Here is a 16,992-nt window from a genome sequence, read left to right on the forward strand (position 1 = left end):
AAGTCATAAAAAGGCGCTTATTAACAACCAGTAGTATTGCTCTCAATATGGTTAAGCACTGCTTTTACCCAGTGACAGTATTAGAAAACGTATCGCCTGGTATGCCAGCCTATGATGACGAATTGTTTGGCCCAGTAGCCTCACTAATTCGTGCCCGTGACGATAAGCAAGCCATGGAAATTGCGAACGATTCGCGCTATGGACTTGGCGGCGGTATTTTTAGTACCGATACAGATAACGCCATTGCACTTGCTAAAAATGAGTTTGATACCGGTATGGTAAATATCAACGGCTATTCACTCGCCCAGCCTAACTTACCCTTCGGTGGTGTAAAAGACAGTGGTTATGGTCGAGAGCACGGCGGTTATGGTATTCGTGAGTTTGTGAATATCAAAACGATTATGGTAGCGAGTAACTAGGCAAGAGTTTTACCGAAGCAATCGACAAGCGAACGCGTTAGAGAGCTCAGCTAACATTCAAATCTCAAATACACATCCTAGATAAAAGGGGCATCGTGATAACGAGGCCCCTTACTTTATTTATCTTTTAACCCTTTGTTGCTGAAGGACTCGTGTTAAATCGCACAGTGCTGAACCCCAAAGATTAACTACTCACACGCCACAGAAAAGAAGTCCTTGGTATCTGAAACTTTTATCTGAGGAAATAATGCCACTAGCTTATCGAAGTAATGTTTTTGTGAAATCTTTTTTTCTAGCATTTGCCGCTGATGGTGGGGTAAGAATTCATAACCATTTTCAATAAAATAGTCTGCAAAAAGCTTATTCTCTGTATCATCATCAGTAAAGCTGCTGACTCCGTTGACTTCAGTTAATTTCAGGTCACTATAGCCTTGTAAGAAAAAGAAAAGTGGGTCAAACAATTCTTCATCGCTAATCTCTATCTTGCTTATCAGAGTGGAAAATAAATCGAACTTGCCTTGAAAAGCGAGTTGATTCAGTAAAATGTAGCTCTTTGAACTATCGTTAAAATCTAAGGTTTCGAGCCAGAGTGGGGCGCTACGCATTGATAATAGCGCTTGCTTGGCTTCCATACTCACCGGTTTCGGGAACAACCCGGCATTGCTCATCAACCGTCTCACTGTCTGTTTATCATTGCCTCTGTTTTCTAGATAGCCATCGGCGATCAATCCAATTAATACAGCTCTTTCATCATCGGTAAGTTCGGGAATAGTCAGCTCGCTTGGAGATACGTCACGAAGCGTTAGTCCTTCTGAAAAAATACGCATAGTTATATCTCTTAAGGCTTCTTTAACCGCACTCGTTGTGCCAACAAAGTCAGAAAAATTTCTTTCTACGTCACACAATTTAAACTCGATTGAATTTACCGCCTCTCGAGTCAAAGAGGTGGGCTCAAATAATTGCCACTCACCTTTTTTATACCGTCGTGATTCAATCCAATCAGAGGGTGCGTTGCATTGTTGGCTCTTTTTTCGTAATGCTTCTTGTGTTGGTGTCGATGCGAGTAAATCAATAGGTACATTGTTGGGCTCTAGTGTCTCGAGCACCGTATAATCGATGAATATTCCTAATTCGATAAGCTTGGATGCCGCTGCTGTCGCATTTGATGGTCCAAAAAAAGCGGGCATATCTTTCACTACAATGGTGGCATTTTCTTGCTGAATTAGTGCAATTATTTGCTTTAGTATGTTTCTATTTGGTTCATCTGAAATAGATTGATATAACGCATTCAACAAACTTGAAATAAACTGGTTCTGATACTTGCTTTCTTGAACTAGAAGTGAAGGGTAACGCTCCATTAACGCAAGAGATAACTCATAATAATCATACTCTAAACTCGATTTTATTAATCCTTTTATAGGTGAGATTTGCGGATCTTGCAATAGTTCGACTGGAATATGAGCTAGTGCGTTATCTATAGTAGAGATAACATCGTCGAGCGAGCGTTTTTCCACAATGGCCCGATTGATAGGCTTCACGTCAACATTAGCAAAAAGCTGCTCTGCACGAGTTTGAACCCGTTGATAACGGCCTGACTCAATCGTGCTTTGAAATTCTTTTAGTTGTGAAGCAACATGAGATGAAGAGCCTAACGTTGTAGTAGCTAACGGATATTGCTTTATAACCTCGTAAAAGGTGATAACGTTAAACCACTCCTCTGCGGGAAACGCGCCTACCTCCATCCAAATTGCGTCAGCGACAATTTCTTTGGGCTCTCCCGCCAAATAGGCTTGCATAGCTGCCTCTAGCGCCAACTTTCTACGCTTTTCTAAATCAGCACTACTCTCTTCAATTACTGAGTCGCACTCTTTATCGGAGAGCGTTTTTTCGGGAAATGGCAGAAGTACTAGCTTTGTGCCTTCTGGTGTCAGAGCATCATCTGTTCTATTTGTGACAGTTGCGTCTCTTGGAGCGGATTTTTTTTCGATAACGGGGCTTTCGGTGGTATTTTGTATATTGAGGTAGACTGCCGCAACCAGACAAGCCACAACGCCAATTACTATGATCAATTTCAAACTAACATCCTTATTCTTTTCTTACTTGAATTCAACAGCATTGTCAGTGCTAACTATTGAAGTCAAGTTATGTGCTTTTTGTGCTTTCTTCAATATGTTCAAGCACTGACGCTAAAACCTGTTGAGGGCTTTCTATTTGTGGGTAATGACCAATGTTTTCCAATTCTACAATATTGGGGTTAGGCATTAGTTCCCTATATCGGGCTGCCATATGAGCACCTGAAATAGGGTCCGCTGCGCCAATCGTTAAACGAATAGGAACTGTGGCATTTTGAAGTGCCGTCACCCAGCGCTCTCTGTGCTTTTTGCGTTGCTTCATGTAATCCAGCAGCAGGTGCATATATTTATGACCGTTGTTGGTGCTGATCAACGTCCAAAAATCATCAATGTCTTGTTTTGTTGGCGGTGTATTTTCGCCAAAAATACCCCGCATACTTTTTCTCACCGCGTTTTTATTTAAGAGGTGAATTAGCAGCCCACCTAAAGGTGATAGAAGAAGCTTTTGAATAGGCAGTGCTCGATGTGTTTCGGGAAAGAGGCCGCCATTTAAAAGGTGTAGGGTGTCAATGTGAAACGACAGCGTACCGTCTGCCTGCTGGGCCATAAGTTCTTGGGCAACAGTGTCGCCATAGTCGTGTGAAACCACATGGGCATTGGATACGTTTAGGTGTTTCAGTAGTGCGCAAATAGCACTTACTTGTTCAGTGATTTGATATTTAGTGGGCGCCTTACTACTGAATCCGAACCCCAACATGTCCAAGGTGATACAGCGAAAGTGTTGAGTTAGCGTGGGCCATAGCTTAACCCAGTCGTAACTTGCTGTTGGGTAACCGTGGATAAGCAGCAAAACAGGGCCTTCGCCATCAGTTCGGTAAAATAGCGCTTGCTGGTGATAAGTAAAATACTCGCCGCCGCTCTGCCATTTTGTTAACTGCATGTTTGAATACCCTGTTCAGTTATTGGTTTGCTTCCTCACTACTGAGCAAATGGTAACGGGATCTCGGCGCCGTTAAGGTTAGCCTTTCCGTCTTTTAATACAAATTCTGCGTCGTAGCCATTTTCAGTTTGCTGGATAAAACCTTGTTCTACAAAGGTGTTTAACACCATGGGAACCTGTTGCGCTGCAAGGCTTTGCAGCTCTTCTGCTGTCATGCCTTGAGTTTGCGGATTAGCAGCAAGTTCAGCAACCATATACCCTGAAGCCATGCTTTCAACGAATGCTTTGTCGGCTTTAATTTCTGCATTAGCGAGTAAGTGGGACACCCAGTAGCTTGGATCTTCAAGGGTGTCTGGAAGCGCAGTAACACCCACGAGCTTTGAATTAGCCTTACCGGTAAAACTGCCTTCAGGTAAGGTCATGGCAAGCTTGGTAATATTAATTTCAGGCTCAGTTTGTAGCTGTTGTAATAAATTATCTTTGATAAACGCCTGAAGCTTTTCTGGCAATTCGTCGGCAGGCGTTGATAGCGTAGAATTGCTAAAATCTTGATAGGCTTTGATGAAATCTACATCAAGGTTGTTGATGGCAATGCCGATCACCATATCAGAGGCATCTTGTGCAGCACCTTCAACTTTGTCAACCGCATACTCAACATACACACTGGCCGTATTGGTGTCTTCATCAATATCCGTATTGGTAATGACACGTAGCGCTTCAACGAGAATGTTCGTTCCCGTTTCATCTGAAAATACCATTTCTTCAATGGCAATAGCCGCATCACCCTCAAACAGTTCACCGTTCATAGCCGCAAGCATATCGACGTCGTCGTTGTAGGTAATATCAGCGGTGGTGTTCAACATTTCAAATGAGAAAGCACCATCGTTCATAGTAAGTGACTCAGCCTGTCCCTGATAGCGAATGCCATCACCTTCATGTTTCGCTTCACCATTAAAGCCTGAAAAGTTTAGGGTTAGCTCGTCATCTACACCTTGTAGTGCTGGAATCGCATCGGAGTAATTTAGACCATTGAAAAGGCCTAACGTACCTTCGTTAAAATACAGAGGCACGTCTTCGGGCCAGGCTACATACTCGCGAAGCGCTTCACCTTGAACTGCGATATTGTATTTTACTTTTGCAATACCCACACCGTCACCAAAATAGATGGGGCCATGATAGGCGTTTACATTAGCGATTATGGTGGGGTTCTCCATGCTAACGTCTTGAGTGTTGTCCACTTGCTGCGCGGCTAATATACCGTTGATATCTAGCGCGATCTCTATTTGTGCACTGCTGCTAAACCAACCTTTGTCGTAAGACACTATTGATGCAGAATACAGCGGCTGTTCGTTTAACGCAGCAAGGGTGCTGCGTGTTTTTGTTTCAATGTTATTGCCGATAAAAGTGGGGGCAATTAAAAGCGCAGCAAGGGTAACTCCGCCGCCTAAAATGAATGCTTTATTCAAAGTACAGTCCTTTGTTTGTGTAATTAAAAATCAAAATTTAAAGCTTAATTTGCGTGTAGCCATTGGCGTCAGGCGTGCCGAAAAGCCGTGCCGCTTGGTGCACCTCATTGGGCAAACTGTCGTCGGGCTTAAATTTTCCAGCGACTTGGAATTTTTGCATGTCGGCTTGAATGGTTGCATCGATAGACAGCCCAAGCATATTTGGCTCGTTTACGGTAATGCCAATATCGTCACCTTCGCAGCGAAGCTTAGCCGAATAGGTCCCAAAATCGATAGGGCCTTTGGTGCCAGCCACTGTCGCGTTTAGCCAGTCACCCGTGCCAGAGAGTGCGCGGCATGTTGGCCCGTAGTGCAACTCGTCTAACTTTACTTTAAAGCGGCCGCCTGCGTTAACTGGCAGCGGTAGCTGAACTTGAGCTAGCACTCTATCGACAGGCAAATACAGCGTAAATGCCTCTGTGCTTACCGATGTTTGACTAAACAGCCCTGTTGAAATTGGGCCTTCAAAAGCAATGTCGTTTTTATCGCGAATATTGCCTGCTTTTACATCAAGATTAATGCTGCCAATGAGCATGTAAAGCGGGTTTAATTCCCATTTTACATTGTTAATAGGAAGACCGTTTACCACCACAGTTTGAGCTTTTCCGCTAAACAGCGTTCCGCTCACGCCTTCAATAGAGACATTTTGCGGCAGTGTTATGCGGCCAATAACTTGAACCGCGGGCATGTAAGCAATGGCAAATAATAAAAACGCGATTATTCCGCCTACAATCCAGCTTATTTTTGACTTCATGCTTTACCTAATCGTAATCGACGAATTTTGATAAACCCTTCGGCATCGGCCGATGTTATATCTGCTTGTAAAATCACCACGCCCATACTTTCCATGGTTTTAAGCCACTCTAGCACATTGTTAAACGGCGCTTGGTCAACCCAAATTTGAAGCTCATCGTTTTGTGGCTGCATGCGCGAAATAGCGATGTCGTGCTTTGCTACCGTGCGATTGACTGCCTGCGGCAGCGAACCAGAAAAGCCTTGGCTAGTGCCAGAGACACGGCGCAGTTGTTTTGCTCTTGCGGCACTGTCTTTTACCCACACCAACAGTGACTGCTGATTATCGAGTAACTTTTGCTGCTGCGAAAGCGCATTGTTAAGGGGAGACCAAATAGCAAAATAAAATATGGCGATCACAACGAATACGCCAGATATCAGTACAAGCTTTTGCTCGCGCTCAGTCAGTGCTTTATATTTTTCTAATAGCGCGTTCATGACGTACTCCTAATAGACACTGTGCCAACCACACCGCTATCGCGATTATTTATCGCACCTTGCTCAACCAAAAAACCAGCCTGCTCGGCGGTTTTCTTAAATTGCTCAAGTGCTTCAAAACTTTTGCCTTCGGCCTGAATGCGTATTTCAGTGCGACTGGCGTCAAAGCGAAGGGTTTGCGGTTTGACGTCAGTGGCAGCAAATGCGGGAGAAAGCTGGTCTAGCATAATTAGCATGGACGCATTGCCGCCACCTTGTTCTAATTTGGCCATCTCACTTTGCAGCTTGCGGCGCACATCTCGGTAGGTGCCAATATTGGGAAACCCGCTTTTCACAGTGTTGCTAATTTCACTGCGCAATGTGTCGTTTTGCGACTGTAATTGATACAGCGTGGCCGTTTTATCAATTAAGGCTGTGCATAGCACAAGCACCGCTAGCACAGCTGCTACGCGCCATTGAGACAGGGCACTGCTGCGTTTGCGTTTAACTTTGTATTCGCCTTGGCATAAGTTAAAACTAGTAGCCGTTGCCTCTTTAGCAAGCACCTGCATGGGAAGCTCTAAAGGCGTTTCGGTTTCTTCTATATTGGGTAAACCCGATAGGTCGATACCGGCATAGTTGGTCACGCTCACCGGCGCTGAATGCTGTGAAGTAAAGTGAGCGAGTGTTGGCAGTAGCCACTGCTGCTCGCCTTGAATGCCTTTGAAATTATCCTGGCGAACTAAGAGCTGATCACCGAGGGTCAAAATAGACCAACCGTCAGCTGTGTGAGGCACTGCGAGCACATCTGGAATAATGGTGTCACACGCCAAATTAGCGTCTTGCAGCCATAGTTGCCATTGCTGCATTTTTTCATGACTCACGATAGCAACTGCTTGCTCGTTACCCACTTTTGGACCTAACGCAAAAAACTGCTGACTAATATCTGTGGCAAGCTCTTCTTCAAGCATATAGGGCAGTGCGGCAATCACTTTTCTGCCAGCTCGCGGTGGTAGTGTTACCCATTTGAGTAAAATGTCGCTGCTTGGCGCTAATGCAATAACGCTTCGCTGGCCAGTGCGCTCTGTAAGCGTACCTAATGCGTCGGCGTTCTCTAACTCGCCCGATGCCATTATTTCATCATCGGCAGTTGAGTAAACCAACCAGCTGACGGCGTCGCTTTTATTCGCGCCCAGCCTTACCAGTAGTTGTTCCATTATTGTGTTCCTCCGAACTCGCGCCTCAGTATGTTCACGCCGTTGTCTGTGCTTACTTGAAACACGGTGGAAAGCTTAAACGTTGCTTTATTATATTTAGTTTTTGTATGCAAAATAAAATACTCGGTTTTAACCGTAAACCAGTCTCTGCGCGAATTAGACAGGGTAAGAGCTTGTATCGCCGGCTCGTTTAAAAAGTCGTCCACCTTGTCCCAACCTTCTTGCGGTCTATTGGCTAAAAGGCTGGTGGCTTGCTGCAAATCTAATCCGGTGAGCCCCGCTAAAAGCGGCGCTTCTTCTTCGTCTAATGTGTTGACGTTTATTTTTAACTCGTCGTTATCCGGAATAACGCACACTAATGGTAGAACGTTGCCCAGCCACTGTGGTGATGCGCCATTTATAATACGCAATTCACTGGTAGATGCCAGTGGGCCATTAGCCGCTAAATAAGGAAACTCTCGAGATTCATATTCACTGTCCTCAGCGCCCAAGGAGCGTTGGTTATCGTCCTCATCCACCCAATCGGCTAAACCGTCTCGAAACGTATCTGCGGTATAGCTATCAAGGCCGTCTATCCCAAGTGTCAACAGCATATTGCTAAACGCGTCCATGGCTTCGGTGGTATCTCTTGAGCTGTTGGGGTTTGTGCCAACGTCACCAGAGTTGATTGCATTAAGGTTAAAGCAGGCTCGCAAGTCTTTTAAGTTGGCGGTAAGTCCACCACCTTCTAAGGGGTAAGCAAATTCTTGAGCCCAAGGTTGATCAAGGGATATCTTGTCTGGCGTCTCTTCAATCAGTGTTCTAATCGACTTTCTAGCAAAAGCTTCTGCGCCCAAGGCATACCAATACGCCTGATTATTGTCTTTTAAGTTCATAGTGCGCTGCACTTGAAGTTGCAGCCGAGTGCCCATTTCAGTGGCTAAAACCGCCACTAGCGCAACGATCATAAGCACTATCATCAGTGCCACACCTTGCTGCTTTGCTGGCGACTGAAGGCGAGGTACTTTTCTTTGAGAGGACTTTGCTCGAGACGATCTGATACGACCCGACCTTACACTGGCCGATTTTTCAACACTCGCTTTTAAATAAGAGCTATGCTTCACTGCGAGTCACCACTAACAAGGGTGAATTCACGACGAAGCATACCAAAGTCTTTGCTTACGAACTCGATAGCGACGGCTCGTGGAAGCACCGTGTCTTGGTATTTTTCGCTCCACTTAATATCGTCATCGTCTTTTATCGTCGACGAGGCATTGTTGCCAGATAAAAACTCAACCTTAAAGCTCTCAATATTTTCAAGCAGCACACGAACCTTGGGCTCGTAGCCAATCACGTTATCGACGTAATTGCTGTATAGGCGCTCTAATTTATTATCCCGTAATCGATAGGCCACGTATTGCAGAGTACTTCTGGGCAGCATGAGTTGAGGGTTATGCCAACCGCCGCGAACAAAGCCGATGCCGCCGTCATCACTGCCGTCTACATCGCCGCCGGCCATCACAATTTCTTGTTTTTCACCGTTCGCGCGAACTGGCCTTGATACTGCCTGCTGTATATCGCGTTCTATGGTCACCATGGCCCGCTGTAGAAGCTGCAGTTTTTCAAAACGCTCTTGTGACAAGCTGTTGCTGTCTATCACCGTGGTGAGTAAGCCCGTGGACGCTAAGCCAATAAGCGTAAAAATGGCCATGGCCACTAAAATTTCAATGAGTGTAAAACCGCGCTGCATCAATTTAGCTCTTCAAAGGCTTGGCGACGAACGTAGTTACTGAGGTTACAGTACTCACGTAATTTTTATCTTCACCAACAGAAATGGTAACCGCGCGTAAGTCACCGTCGTTAGTTTTGGTGACTTGTTGTTGCCAAAACCATGTGCGGTCTGCCATTTCCATGCTGCCTTTTAAGTTGTTTTTTGGCGGCCATGTGGTTTCAAGCTGAAGCTGGTTTAATCGATTACTCGCCACCCAGTTAGCAAAGGTCACGGATTCAATTTGTCCAACGCTGGACAAGTGATCGCCAGCGGCTTTTAAAATAGCGGTACCTGTTAATGCAAAAATGAGCAGCGCCACCATCACTTCAAGTAGCGTTAGCCCTTTTTGTTTATCTTTATTAAGAGTTGCGCGCTGGTGCATACTCATAGCGGACTCTCCAGCGGCCCTTCAAGCGCAAGGGGAGGAAGGTCTTTATTTTGCAGGCTGAAGTAAACGGGCTCGTCGCCCTCATCGCCATTGTAATTGAACGACAAGGTAAACGGGGTCACATCGCCGCTCGACATAATAAGTATTTGGGGGGGAGGCAGCTTTTTATCTTCGTCACTGCCTATTTCAACACCGTCTTCTGAGACACTAAGGTTTTCATCAAACAACTCTCGGTCGAAAAGCTGATCTTCAACCACCCAAGGTAAGTCATCTAAATTTAGAGTAAGCGTGAAAGGCTCGGGCAGGGTGTGCACTGCGTATACGTCCTCACCCTCAATGCGCTGCCACTCGTCGTCGTCATCAAGATAAACAAAGTAATACTCGTTATCTTTTTGCTCAACGCGCACGCCAAGCTGCTGCTGGTTAAGCACGGCAAAATCGCTGGCCATATCCACAATAACCTGCAGCCGCTGAGCTTGGCTTTTAAGCAGGTCTGTTTTGCTGGCACCAAAGGCATTAAACATAACATAGCCAGCAGCTAAGCCCATAAGCAGCAGCACTAACATGACTTCTAATAAGGTGAAGCCGTTTGATGTTGTTGGAGTACTGCCACGCTTGTACATAGTGTGCTTGAGTTACGCCTAGTTGAGGTATTCGTTAATATTCCAGTTGCCGATATCGTCATCGGTACCGGGTTCGCGGTCTGGGCCGTTAGAGAAAATATCAACTACGCTAAGTTCTCCTGGGCTAATAAGCGCGTAAGGATTTCCCCATGGATCTTCTGGTAGGCGCTTAATAAAACCGCCTTCTGGATAGTTGCGCGGAATAGGGTCTAAGGTTGGCGCTGTCACTAAGGCATCAAGGCCTTGCTCGGTAGTAGGAAAGCGATTGTTGCGCAGCTTATACATTTCAAGTGCACTTTCTAGCTGCTGAATATCTACCGCCGCTTTTTTAAGCTGGGCTTCTTCTTGGTTTCCCAAAATTTGAGGTGCCACCATTGATGCCATAATGCCGATGATTAACAGCACCACCATTACTTCAATCAAACTAAATCCAGAACTACGTTTTAAAGATTTCATTACATATTCACCATGTTATTCAATGCTAAAATTGGCTGCAGAATTGCCATTACGATAAACAATACAATCCCTGCCATTGTGACTATCAATAAAGGTTCAAACACTTTTAGTGAGACACCAATAAGCGACTCGAATTCCCTATCTTGATTATCTGCGGCCCGGGCGAGCATTTGTTGCAATTCACCCGACTTCTCACCCGATGCAATCATATGCATCATCATAGGTGGAAATATTTTTGTATTATCCAATGCTGCTCTCAGGCTGCTACCTTCTTTAACGTTTATAGCGGCATCGGCAACTTGGTTCTTAATATGCTGGTTCTCAAGCACATCACCAGAGATTCGCATTGCCTCTAATAGCGGCACTGCACTGGCACTAAGAATACTGAGAGTACGGGCGAATCGCGCCGTATTGAGGCCGCGGGTTACCTTTCCAATGAGCGGTACTTTTAATAGTGCCTTGTGATAGCGCAGCTTCATTAGCTTTTGTTGCAACACACGCTGCATAATGACAACGAGTACCGCGATAGCTATCAATAAAAACAGGCCGTAGTTTTGTAGCCATGTACTCAATGAAATAAGAAATTGGGTAATGCCGGGAAGGTCCTGACCCATGTGGTCGAATTGCCCCACAATTTTGGGTACCACCACGGTAAGCAATAGCAGCACAATGCCCATGGCAAAAAACAGCATGAGTGAGGGATAGACTAGCGCTTGGGTTATTTGACTGCGGGTTTGCTGACGTCGTTCGGTGTAATCAGCCAACCGATTTAATACGGTGTCTAAGTGACCTGATTTTTCACCTGCCGCCACCATAGAGCGATAGAGGTCGTCAAAAACACTGGGAAATTCACCTAGTGCGTCGGCAAGGCCATGGCCTTCAACTACCTTACTGCGCACCGCCATCATCATATTTTTCTGACGTGGTTTTTCACACTGCTCGGCAACGGCCAGTAGCGCTTCTTCAACGGGTAACGCAGATTCTACTAATGTGGCCATTTGGCGAGTAAGTAGCGCTAAGTCAGAGGCAGATATGCGCGGTTTGAACAGCGAGAAGCTAAACCCCGAGCCATTATTTTGTGCACGCTCAGCCACCTGTTCTACATCGAGTGGAATTAAGCCTTTCTCGCGAAGCTGTTGGCGCACTTGCCGAGCATTATCGCCCTCAAGTACACCACTTTCATTTTTACCGCGGGCATTGACCGCTTTATAAGCGAACGCTGCCATACTAGTCTTCCCTCGTTACTCGTAATACTTCTTCAAGTGAGGTTACCCCAGACAGCACTTTTCGACAGCCATCTTCTCGTATGCTTGGCGTAGTGGCTCTTATGTAACGCTCGATTGCCTGTTCGCCCACACCCTCATGCATCATTTCTCTCACGCGCTCATCAACAAGCAGCAATTCATGAATACCGGTTCTACCGCGATACCCAGTTTGATTACATGCAGCGCATCCTCGAGGGGTATAAATAATGGTGCTAGCATCAGCATCAGTGCCTAATACTTCAAGCTGTGATGCATCGGGTGTGTGAGGTTGTTTGCACTCTTTGCACAAGGTTCTCACCAAGCGCTGAGAGAGCACAGCCAGTAAACTCGACGATAACAAGAACGGCTCAATACCCATATCTTCTAATCGCGTTATTGCACCGGCGGCCGTATTAGTATGCAGCGTAGAGAGTACCAAGTGACCGGTTAAACTGGCTTGAACCGCTATTTGGGCGGTTTCAATGTCTCGAATCTCACCAACCATCACCACGTCTGGATCTTGACGTAATATGGCTCGTAAGCCTCTTGCAAAGGTCATATCTACACGAGGGTTAACCTGAGTTTGTCCAATGCCGGGTAAATCAAATTCAATAGGGTCTTCAACGGTAAGAATATTTCTATCGCGAGAGTTAATCTCACTTAGCCCTGCGTACAAGGTGGTACTTTTACCTGAGCCGGTAGGGCCTGTAACCAAAATAATGCCGTGAGGCTTTCTAATAAGCGAAGAGAAAAAGTCTCTATTTCCCTGAGTCATGCCTAAATCTTCAAGATTAAGGCGTGCATTATTTTTATCAAGTAAACGCAACACCACTCGCTCGCCGTGACTTGAAGGCATAGTAGATACACGTACGTCTACCGCTCTACCTGCTATGCGCAAGGTGATACGACCGTCTTGTGGCACTCGTTTTTCAGCAATGTCCAACTTGGCCATTACTTTGATACGCGACACCAACATAGAGGATAGCTTGCGATTGGGGCGCAGTATTTCACGCAATACGCCGTCTACACGAAAGCGCACAACCAGTTGATTCTCGAAGGTCTCGATATGAATATCAGATGCCCCTTCTTTGATTGCCTCACCAAGCATCGCATTGATCAACTTGATGATAGGTGCATCATCTTCACTGTCTAGCAAGTCTTCTGTGTCGGGTAAATCTTCGGCAAGAGCAAACAAGTCACTCTCATTACCTAAATCTTCCATGAGCTGTTTAGCAGCCGAACTATCCCGCTGGAAAGCCGTCGTTAAGAAGCTTTCAAACTCATCTGCCGGAATGGATTTAGGAACAAAAGGCTCACCGTAAAAACGACGCACTTCAGCAAATACGTCAAAAGGCGTGTTCTCAGTAAAATACAAAACAGCCGGTGTTTCATTCACTTCTAACAGCACTTGATTGCGCTTCGCGAAACTAAATGAAAGCTGTTTGGGCCCACCTTCTTGTTCAGGAAGACCCTCTTCGGCCATGGCTTCAAGCACTTCTTCTTGTGCTTCAAGTGCCTGAGTAAGTTGTTCGTCTTGCCCTGACATACTAGTCATTATCCTCTAGCGCTTCTTTTTCAGTTAGATACTCTTCAAAAGAAGGCGGTAGCGACAGCTCATCGTCCCAATTAGGCATTGTGGGTGTGCTTGAATTAGGCATTAACGAAACACCGTCTTGCTGGCGTTTAAGCTGGAGCGCGCGGATGTAATTGTACTTTCTATGGCTGATAGAATTCATGGTTGCTGCATCACGCACAATGGTAGGCTTCAAAAATACCATGAGGTTACGCTTACGCTTGCTGGTAGAGGTAGATTTAAACAAGTTACCAAGAATAGGAATATCGCCAAGTAGAGGTACTTTTGACACACTTTCTTGAATATCTTCGTCAATGAGCCCGCCCAGCACAATAGTGCCGCCATCATCTACAATTACAGTGGTCTTTATTTCACGCTTGTTAATAGAGATGTCCACCGAGGTTGCGCCGCTTACGCTTGATACTTCTTGTTCAATGAGAAGCTGAACCGCATCACCTTCATTTATTTGAGGCGTTACCTTTAACTTTATACCCACTTCTTGGCGGTCTACCGTTGTGAAAGGGTTTGAATTATTCGCACCTGTTGTTGTACCGGTAATAATGGGAACTTCCTGACCTACGATGAAAAACGCTTCCTCGTTGTCCATGGTAGTAAGGTGAGGAGTGGCAAGAATATTTGAATTGGTGTCGGTGCTTACTGCCTGCACAACCGCGCCCCAGCCATCTTCGATAATTCCTGCAATCATGCCGTTGGCACCTCCAAGTAGCTGCGCAAGCGGCTGAAAGTCGCCTTCTATGGTATCGGTGGTTTCAACAATATCACCATTTGCTGACGTTTGAGAACGAGGCACTTGTCGATCTTCAGCTTGGCGCAACGCCACACCTAATGCGCCAACAGGCACAATGCCATTATTAAACTGTGTACCACCGCCTTGCTCAGATACCCACTGAACGCCTAGGGTAGTGCCGTCACCTTCAAATACTTCAACAATGATGGCTTCAACCTGCACTTGAGCACGACGAATATCGAGTTGACGCACCACTTCTTCCAGTGAGCGCATCATGTCGGGTTCTGCGGTAATGACAATGGCGTTGGAATCTTCATGGGCGTCAATGCTGATGTCGCGATTCGATGAAGAACGACGGGTAGAGGTGGTAGCACTGCCTTGTGTGTCTGCCTGAATACTGGCTGAAACACCCTGCAATACTTTCACCATGTCTTCTGCTTTTGCGTAGTTTAAAAACAGCACGCGAGTGTTGCCGTTAGACTCAAGCTCTTGGTCCATACGTTGGATAAGCGTGATGAGTCGTTGGCGGGCTTTAACGTCGCCGCTCACAATCACGGAGTTAGTCCTATCATCTGCCACAACACGGGGGTCAGACTTGGCGCCTGTATTTGCTTTGCCTTGAGATTTGTTAATGCTTTCAATAATGCGCACCATTTCAGACGCTGAAGCATATCGTAACTTCACAATTTCTACTTCTTCGTCACCGGCGCGGTCAACACGTTCGATAATTTCCACTAAACGGTTAACTACCGCTGCTCTGCCGGTTAGCATCATCACGTTTGAAGGGTCGTGGCTCACTACATTTCCGCCACCGGCTTGGTCGTTTAGCTGGCGAAGAATAGGGGCTAGCTCGCGAACAGGTACATTGTAAACCGGGACAACTCGGGTAATAAATTCATCACCGTCTTGTTCTGCGCCTTCAACCACCGGAATATTTGAGGTTTTTGCATCTTTAGAGCGTACGACTTTTAAAATGCCGCTTGGCATTTCAACCACAGCAAAGTCGTATACCTGCAGCACGTTTAAGAAAAATTGATAGTACTGCTCTTCGCTGAGCATATCGTAACTGCGCACGCTAATTTTTCCGCGAACGTTAGGGTCGACGATAATGGTTCGCTCTAAGTTTTTACCCACAATATTAATGAATTCGTTAATGTCGGTATCTTTAAAATTAGGCATGTACTCGGCAGCGGTCACAGAGAAACACAGCAGCGCTGTACACACAGTGGTGGCTAAGCGAGATAACAATTTGTGGCTTGTGCGCCTTTTCATTCTAACTTCCTTTATTTCTTAATCTGTAAACGGCCGTTTAAGCTGTATTTCTTGCCTAACTGAAACTTTCCCTAGCGGGAAAGAATGCCAGTTTTTTGTTAGCGTTTTATGACTCAGGCAAGTCGAGGTACAGCGTGGTGAAACTACCATCACGAATAATTGTTAATTCTATCGATTGCGCAGAACGAAGCTCTGATAATGCCTCTTGCGACTGCTGTAGGTCAGTTAAATCCAACCCGTTAATTTGTGAAATCACATCACCGGCTTTAAGACCTGCAGAAGCAAAGAGAGCAGGTTCACGGCCTGGGCTTACTTGATAGCCAATCAGCTGACCGCCCTCAGTTTTTGGTGATATTGAAATAAAATCAGTAAAGTTTGCAGGTCGCTCACGTAAAGCTGCTGTGGCCTCAAGGGCCTCTTCGCTGAGCTCTTGCGCTTGAGCTTCGTCGTTACGTGCTGGCGATGGACCCATACGCTCCTGCTGCTCACGTCTGCGATTCGCCTCTTCATAATCGATACCATCGAGCATGAGCGTTTCTTTGCGGATCCCATTTTTGATGATTACGCGATCGTTATACACCGTTTGCAGAGTAGCATTGGTCCCTTCAATTTTTTCACCCAAACCATACACGGCTTGGCTGTTACTATTTTCTATAATGGCTGTGCCGGATTCTTGCTCCGAACTTGCCACGACACCGGTTAGCGTTAAGTTTAAACGGGTTTCGGGTGCGTCGGTGACTTCTTCAGTTTGGGCTGACTGAGGTACGGCTGCGGCATCTCCGAAAAGATTTAGCTGTTGTATTTTGCCAAGATTGACCCCACTTTTCCCATTAGGCGTACTTATGGGAGCAATGCGTGATGCTGTTGGTGTCGCAGACAGCGATGGTTCAGGTATAATCTGCCACACAAGTTTGGCTGTGAATGCAATTAAATACAGACTTAGCAGAACCACTACAAGGGTGTGTAGCTGTTTTTGATGCTGGTTCACAAAAACAACCAGAGATTGTGGATTGGGTTTATTGAATGTCATGCTGCCACTGATGGTACTGCTTTAAAATAAAGTGAATTTTTGGTTAACCGCGCTTTAGCGAATCCATAATAGCCTAGTAAAGGTTAGGGTCACAACACTAAAGCAACACCGTTACGAAATTATTATATGAACCAATCGAATAGCAACAATACAACACAAAATGTCAGGCTGGACAAGTGGCTGTGGGCTGCAAGATTTTTCAAAACCCGCGCAATAGCTCGAGATATGGTTCAGTCAGGCAAAGTTCACTACAACGGTCAACGTGCTAAACCAAGCAGGAACGTAGAGCTTGGCGCTAGGGTAAAAGTTCCCTCAGGCTTCGATTCTCGTGACATTGAGGTGCTCGGGCTTAGTGATAAACGGTTAAGCGCGCCTCTGGCACAGGAGCTTTACGCGGAAACCGCTGAAAGTGTAACAAAACGTGAAGAAAACCAAGCTGCGCGTAAATTAAACGCTTTTCATAGTCCTAAGCCTGATAACAGACCAGACAAAAAGCAGCGACGACAGATTATTAAATTTAAACAGCAATAATTGCTGTAAACAGGA

The 16,992-nt window shown here is 45.8% G+C and carries 16 protein-coding genes and 1 pseudogene; 2 read left to right on the plus strand and 15 right to left on the minus strand.

Going from position 1 to position 16,992, the window contains the following annotated elements:
- Nucleotides 1–62 precede the first annotated feature (62 nt).
- Nucleotides 63–419: pseudogene (locus JV36_RS0112140) on the plus strand (aldehyde dehydrogenase family protein); the annotation flags it as partial.
- Nucleotides 420–607: 188 nt separating this feature from the next.
- On the opposite strand, the gene JV36_RS0112145 reads toward JV36_RS0112140, so the two are convergent.
- From JV36_RS0112145 to gspC, 15 genes are all read right to left on the minus strand, one after another.
- The gene (locus JV36_RS0112145; RefSeq protein ID WP_032095331.1) at nt 608–2,494 is read right to left on the minus strand and encodes a hypothetical protein; all 1,887 of its coding nucleotides are present in this window, start codon (nt 2,492–2,494) and stop codon (nt 608–610) included.
- Between the two features lie 67 nt (nt 2,495–2,561).
- The gene (locus tag JV36_RS0112150) at nt 2,562–3,431 is read right to left on the minus strand and encodes an alpha/beta fold hydrolase (protein WP_032095332.1); all 870 of its coding nucleotides are present in this window, start codon (nt 3,429–3,431) and stop codon (nt 2,562–2,564) included.
- A gap of 38 nt (nt 3,432–3,469) precedes the next feature.
- Nucleotides 3,470–4,897 carry a YdgA family protein gene (locus tag JV36_RS0112155; RefSeq protein WP_032095333.1) on the minus strand — a complete coding sequence of 476 codons (1,428 nt, stop codon included), beginning with the start codon at nt 4,895–4,897 and terminating at the stop codon, nt 3,470–3,472.
- 37 nt (nt 4,898–4,934) lie between these two features.
- Nucleotides 4,935–5,690 (minus strand): type II secretion system protein N, encoded by a 756-nt coding sequence (locus JV36_RS0112160; protein WP_032095334.1) that lies wholly within the window; start codon nt 5,688–5,690, stop codon nt 4,935–4,937.
- Nucleotides 5,687–6,166 carry a type II secretion system protein GspM gene (gene gspM, locus JV36_RS0112165; protein ID WP_032095335.1) on the minus strand — a complete coding sequence of 160 codons (480 nt, stop codon included), beginning with the start codon at nt 6,164–6,166 and terminating at the stop codon, nt 5,687–5,689. The genes JV36_RS0112160 and gspM overlap by 4 nt, the downstream gene beginning before the upstream one ends.
- The gene (gene gspL / locus JV36_RS0112170) at nt 6,163–7,362 is read right to left on the minus strand and encodes a type II secretion system protein GspL (RefSeq protein ID WP_032095336.1); all 1,200 of its coding nucleotides are present in this window, start codon (nt 7,360–7,362) and stop codon (nt 6,163–6,165) included. Before gspL ends, gspM begins: the two co-directional genes overlap by 4 nt.
- Nucleotides 7,362–8,402 (minus strand): type II secretion system minor pseudopilin GspK, encoded by a 1,041-nt coding sequence (gene gspK / locus JV36_RS0112175; RefSeq protein WP_032095382.1) that lies wholly within the window; start codon nt 8,400–8,402, stop codon nt 7,362–7,364. The genes gspL and gspK overlap by 1 nt, the downstream gene beginning before the upstream one ends.
- A 59-nt stretch (nt 8,403–8,461) precedes the next feature.
- On the minus strand, nt 8,462–9,091 hold the full coding sequence (gene gspJ / locus JV36_RS0112180; protein WP_032095337.1) for a type II secretion system minor pseudopilin GspJ: 630 nt from the start codon (nt 9,089–9,091) through the stop codon (nt 8,462–8,464).
- 4 nt (nt 9,092–9,095) lie between these two features.
- Nucleotides 9,096–9,500, minus strand: coding sequence for a type II secretion system minor pseudopilin GspI (gspI, locus tag JV36_RS0112185; RefSeq protein WP_152561512.1), 405 nt, complete (start codon nt 9,498–9,500; stop codon nt 9,096–9,098).
- On the minus strand, nt 9,497–10,123 hold the full coding sequence (gene gspH, locus JV36_RS0112190; protein ID WP_032095338.1) for a type II secretion system minor pseudopilin GspH: 627 nt from the start codon (nt 10,121–10,123) through the stop codon (nt 9,497–9,499). Before gspH ends, gspI begins: the two co-directional genes overlap by 4 nt.
- A gap of 18 nt (nt 10,124–10,141) precedes the next feature.
- Nucleotides 10,142–10,579, minus strand: a complete 438-nt coding sequence (gene gspG, locus JV36_RS0112195; RefSeq protein WP_032095339.1) for a type II secretion system major pseudopilin GspG — start codon at nt 10,577–10,579, stop codon at nt 10,142–10,144.
- Entirely contained in the window at nt 10,579–11,805 is a 1,227-nt protein-coding gene (gene gspF / locus JV36_RS0112200) for a type II secretion system inner membrane protein GspF (protein ID WP_032095340.1), read from the minus strand. The genes gspG and gspF overlap by 1 nt, the downstream gene beginning before the upstream one ends.
- A 1-nt stretch (nt 11,806) precedes the next feature.
- Nucleotides 11,807–13,369, minus strand: a complete 1,563-nt coding sequence (gspE, locus tag JV36_RS0112205; RefSeq protein ID WP_032095341.1) for a type II secretion system ATPase GspE — start codon at nt 13,367–13,369, stop codon at nt 11,807–11,809.
- Nucleotide 13,370: 1 nt separating this feature from the next.
- Complete coding sequence (gene gspD, locus JV36_RS0112210) at nt 13,371–15,416, minus strand: type II secretion system secretin GspD (protein ID WP_032095342.1); 2,046 nt, start codon at nt 15,414–15,416, stop codon at nt 13,371–13,373.
- Between the two features lie 106 nt (nt 15,417–15,522).
- Entirely contained in the window at nt 15,523–16,446 is a 924-nt protein-coding gene (gspC, locus tag JV36_RS0112215) for a type II secretion system protein GspC (RefSeq protein ID WP_032095343.1), read from the minus strand.
- Nucleotides 16,447–16,572: 126 nt separating this feature from the next.
- On the opposite strand from gspC, the gene hslR reads away from it, so the two are divergent.
- On the plus strand, nt 16,573–16,977 hold the full coding sequence (hslR, locus tag JV36_RS0112220) for a ribosome-associated heat shock protein Hsp15 (RefSeq protein WP_032095344.1): 405 nt from the start codon (nt 16,573–16,575) through the stop codon (nt 16,975–16,977).
- Nucleotides 16,978–16,992: the final 15 nt, after the last annotated feature.

The sequence above is a fragment of the Alteromonas sp. LOR genome, from assembly GCF_000753865.1.
GTDB lineage: Bacteria > Pseudomonadota > Gammaproteobacteria > Enterobacterales > Alteromonadaceae > Alteromonas.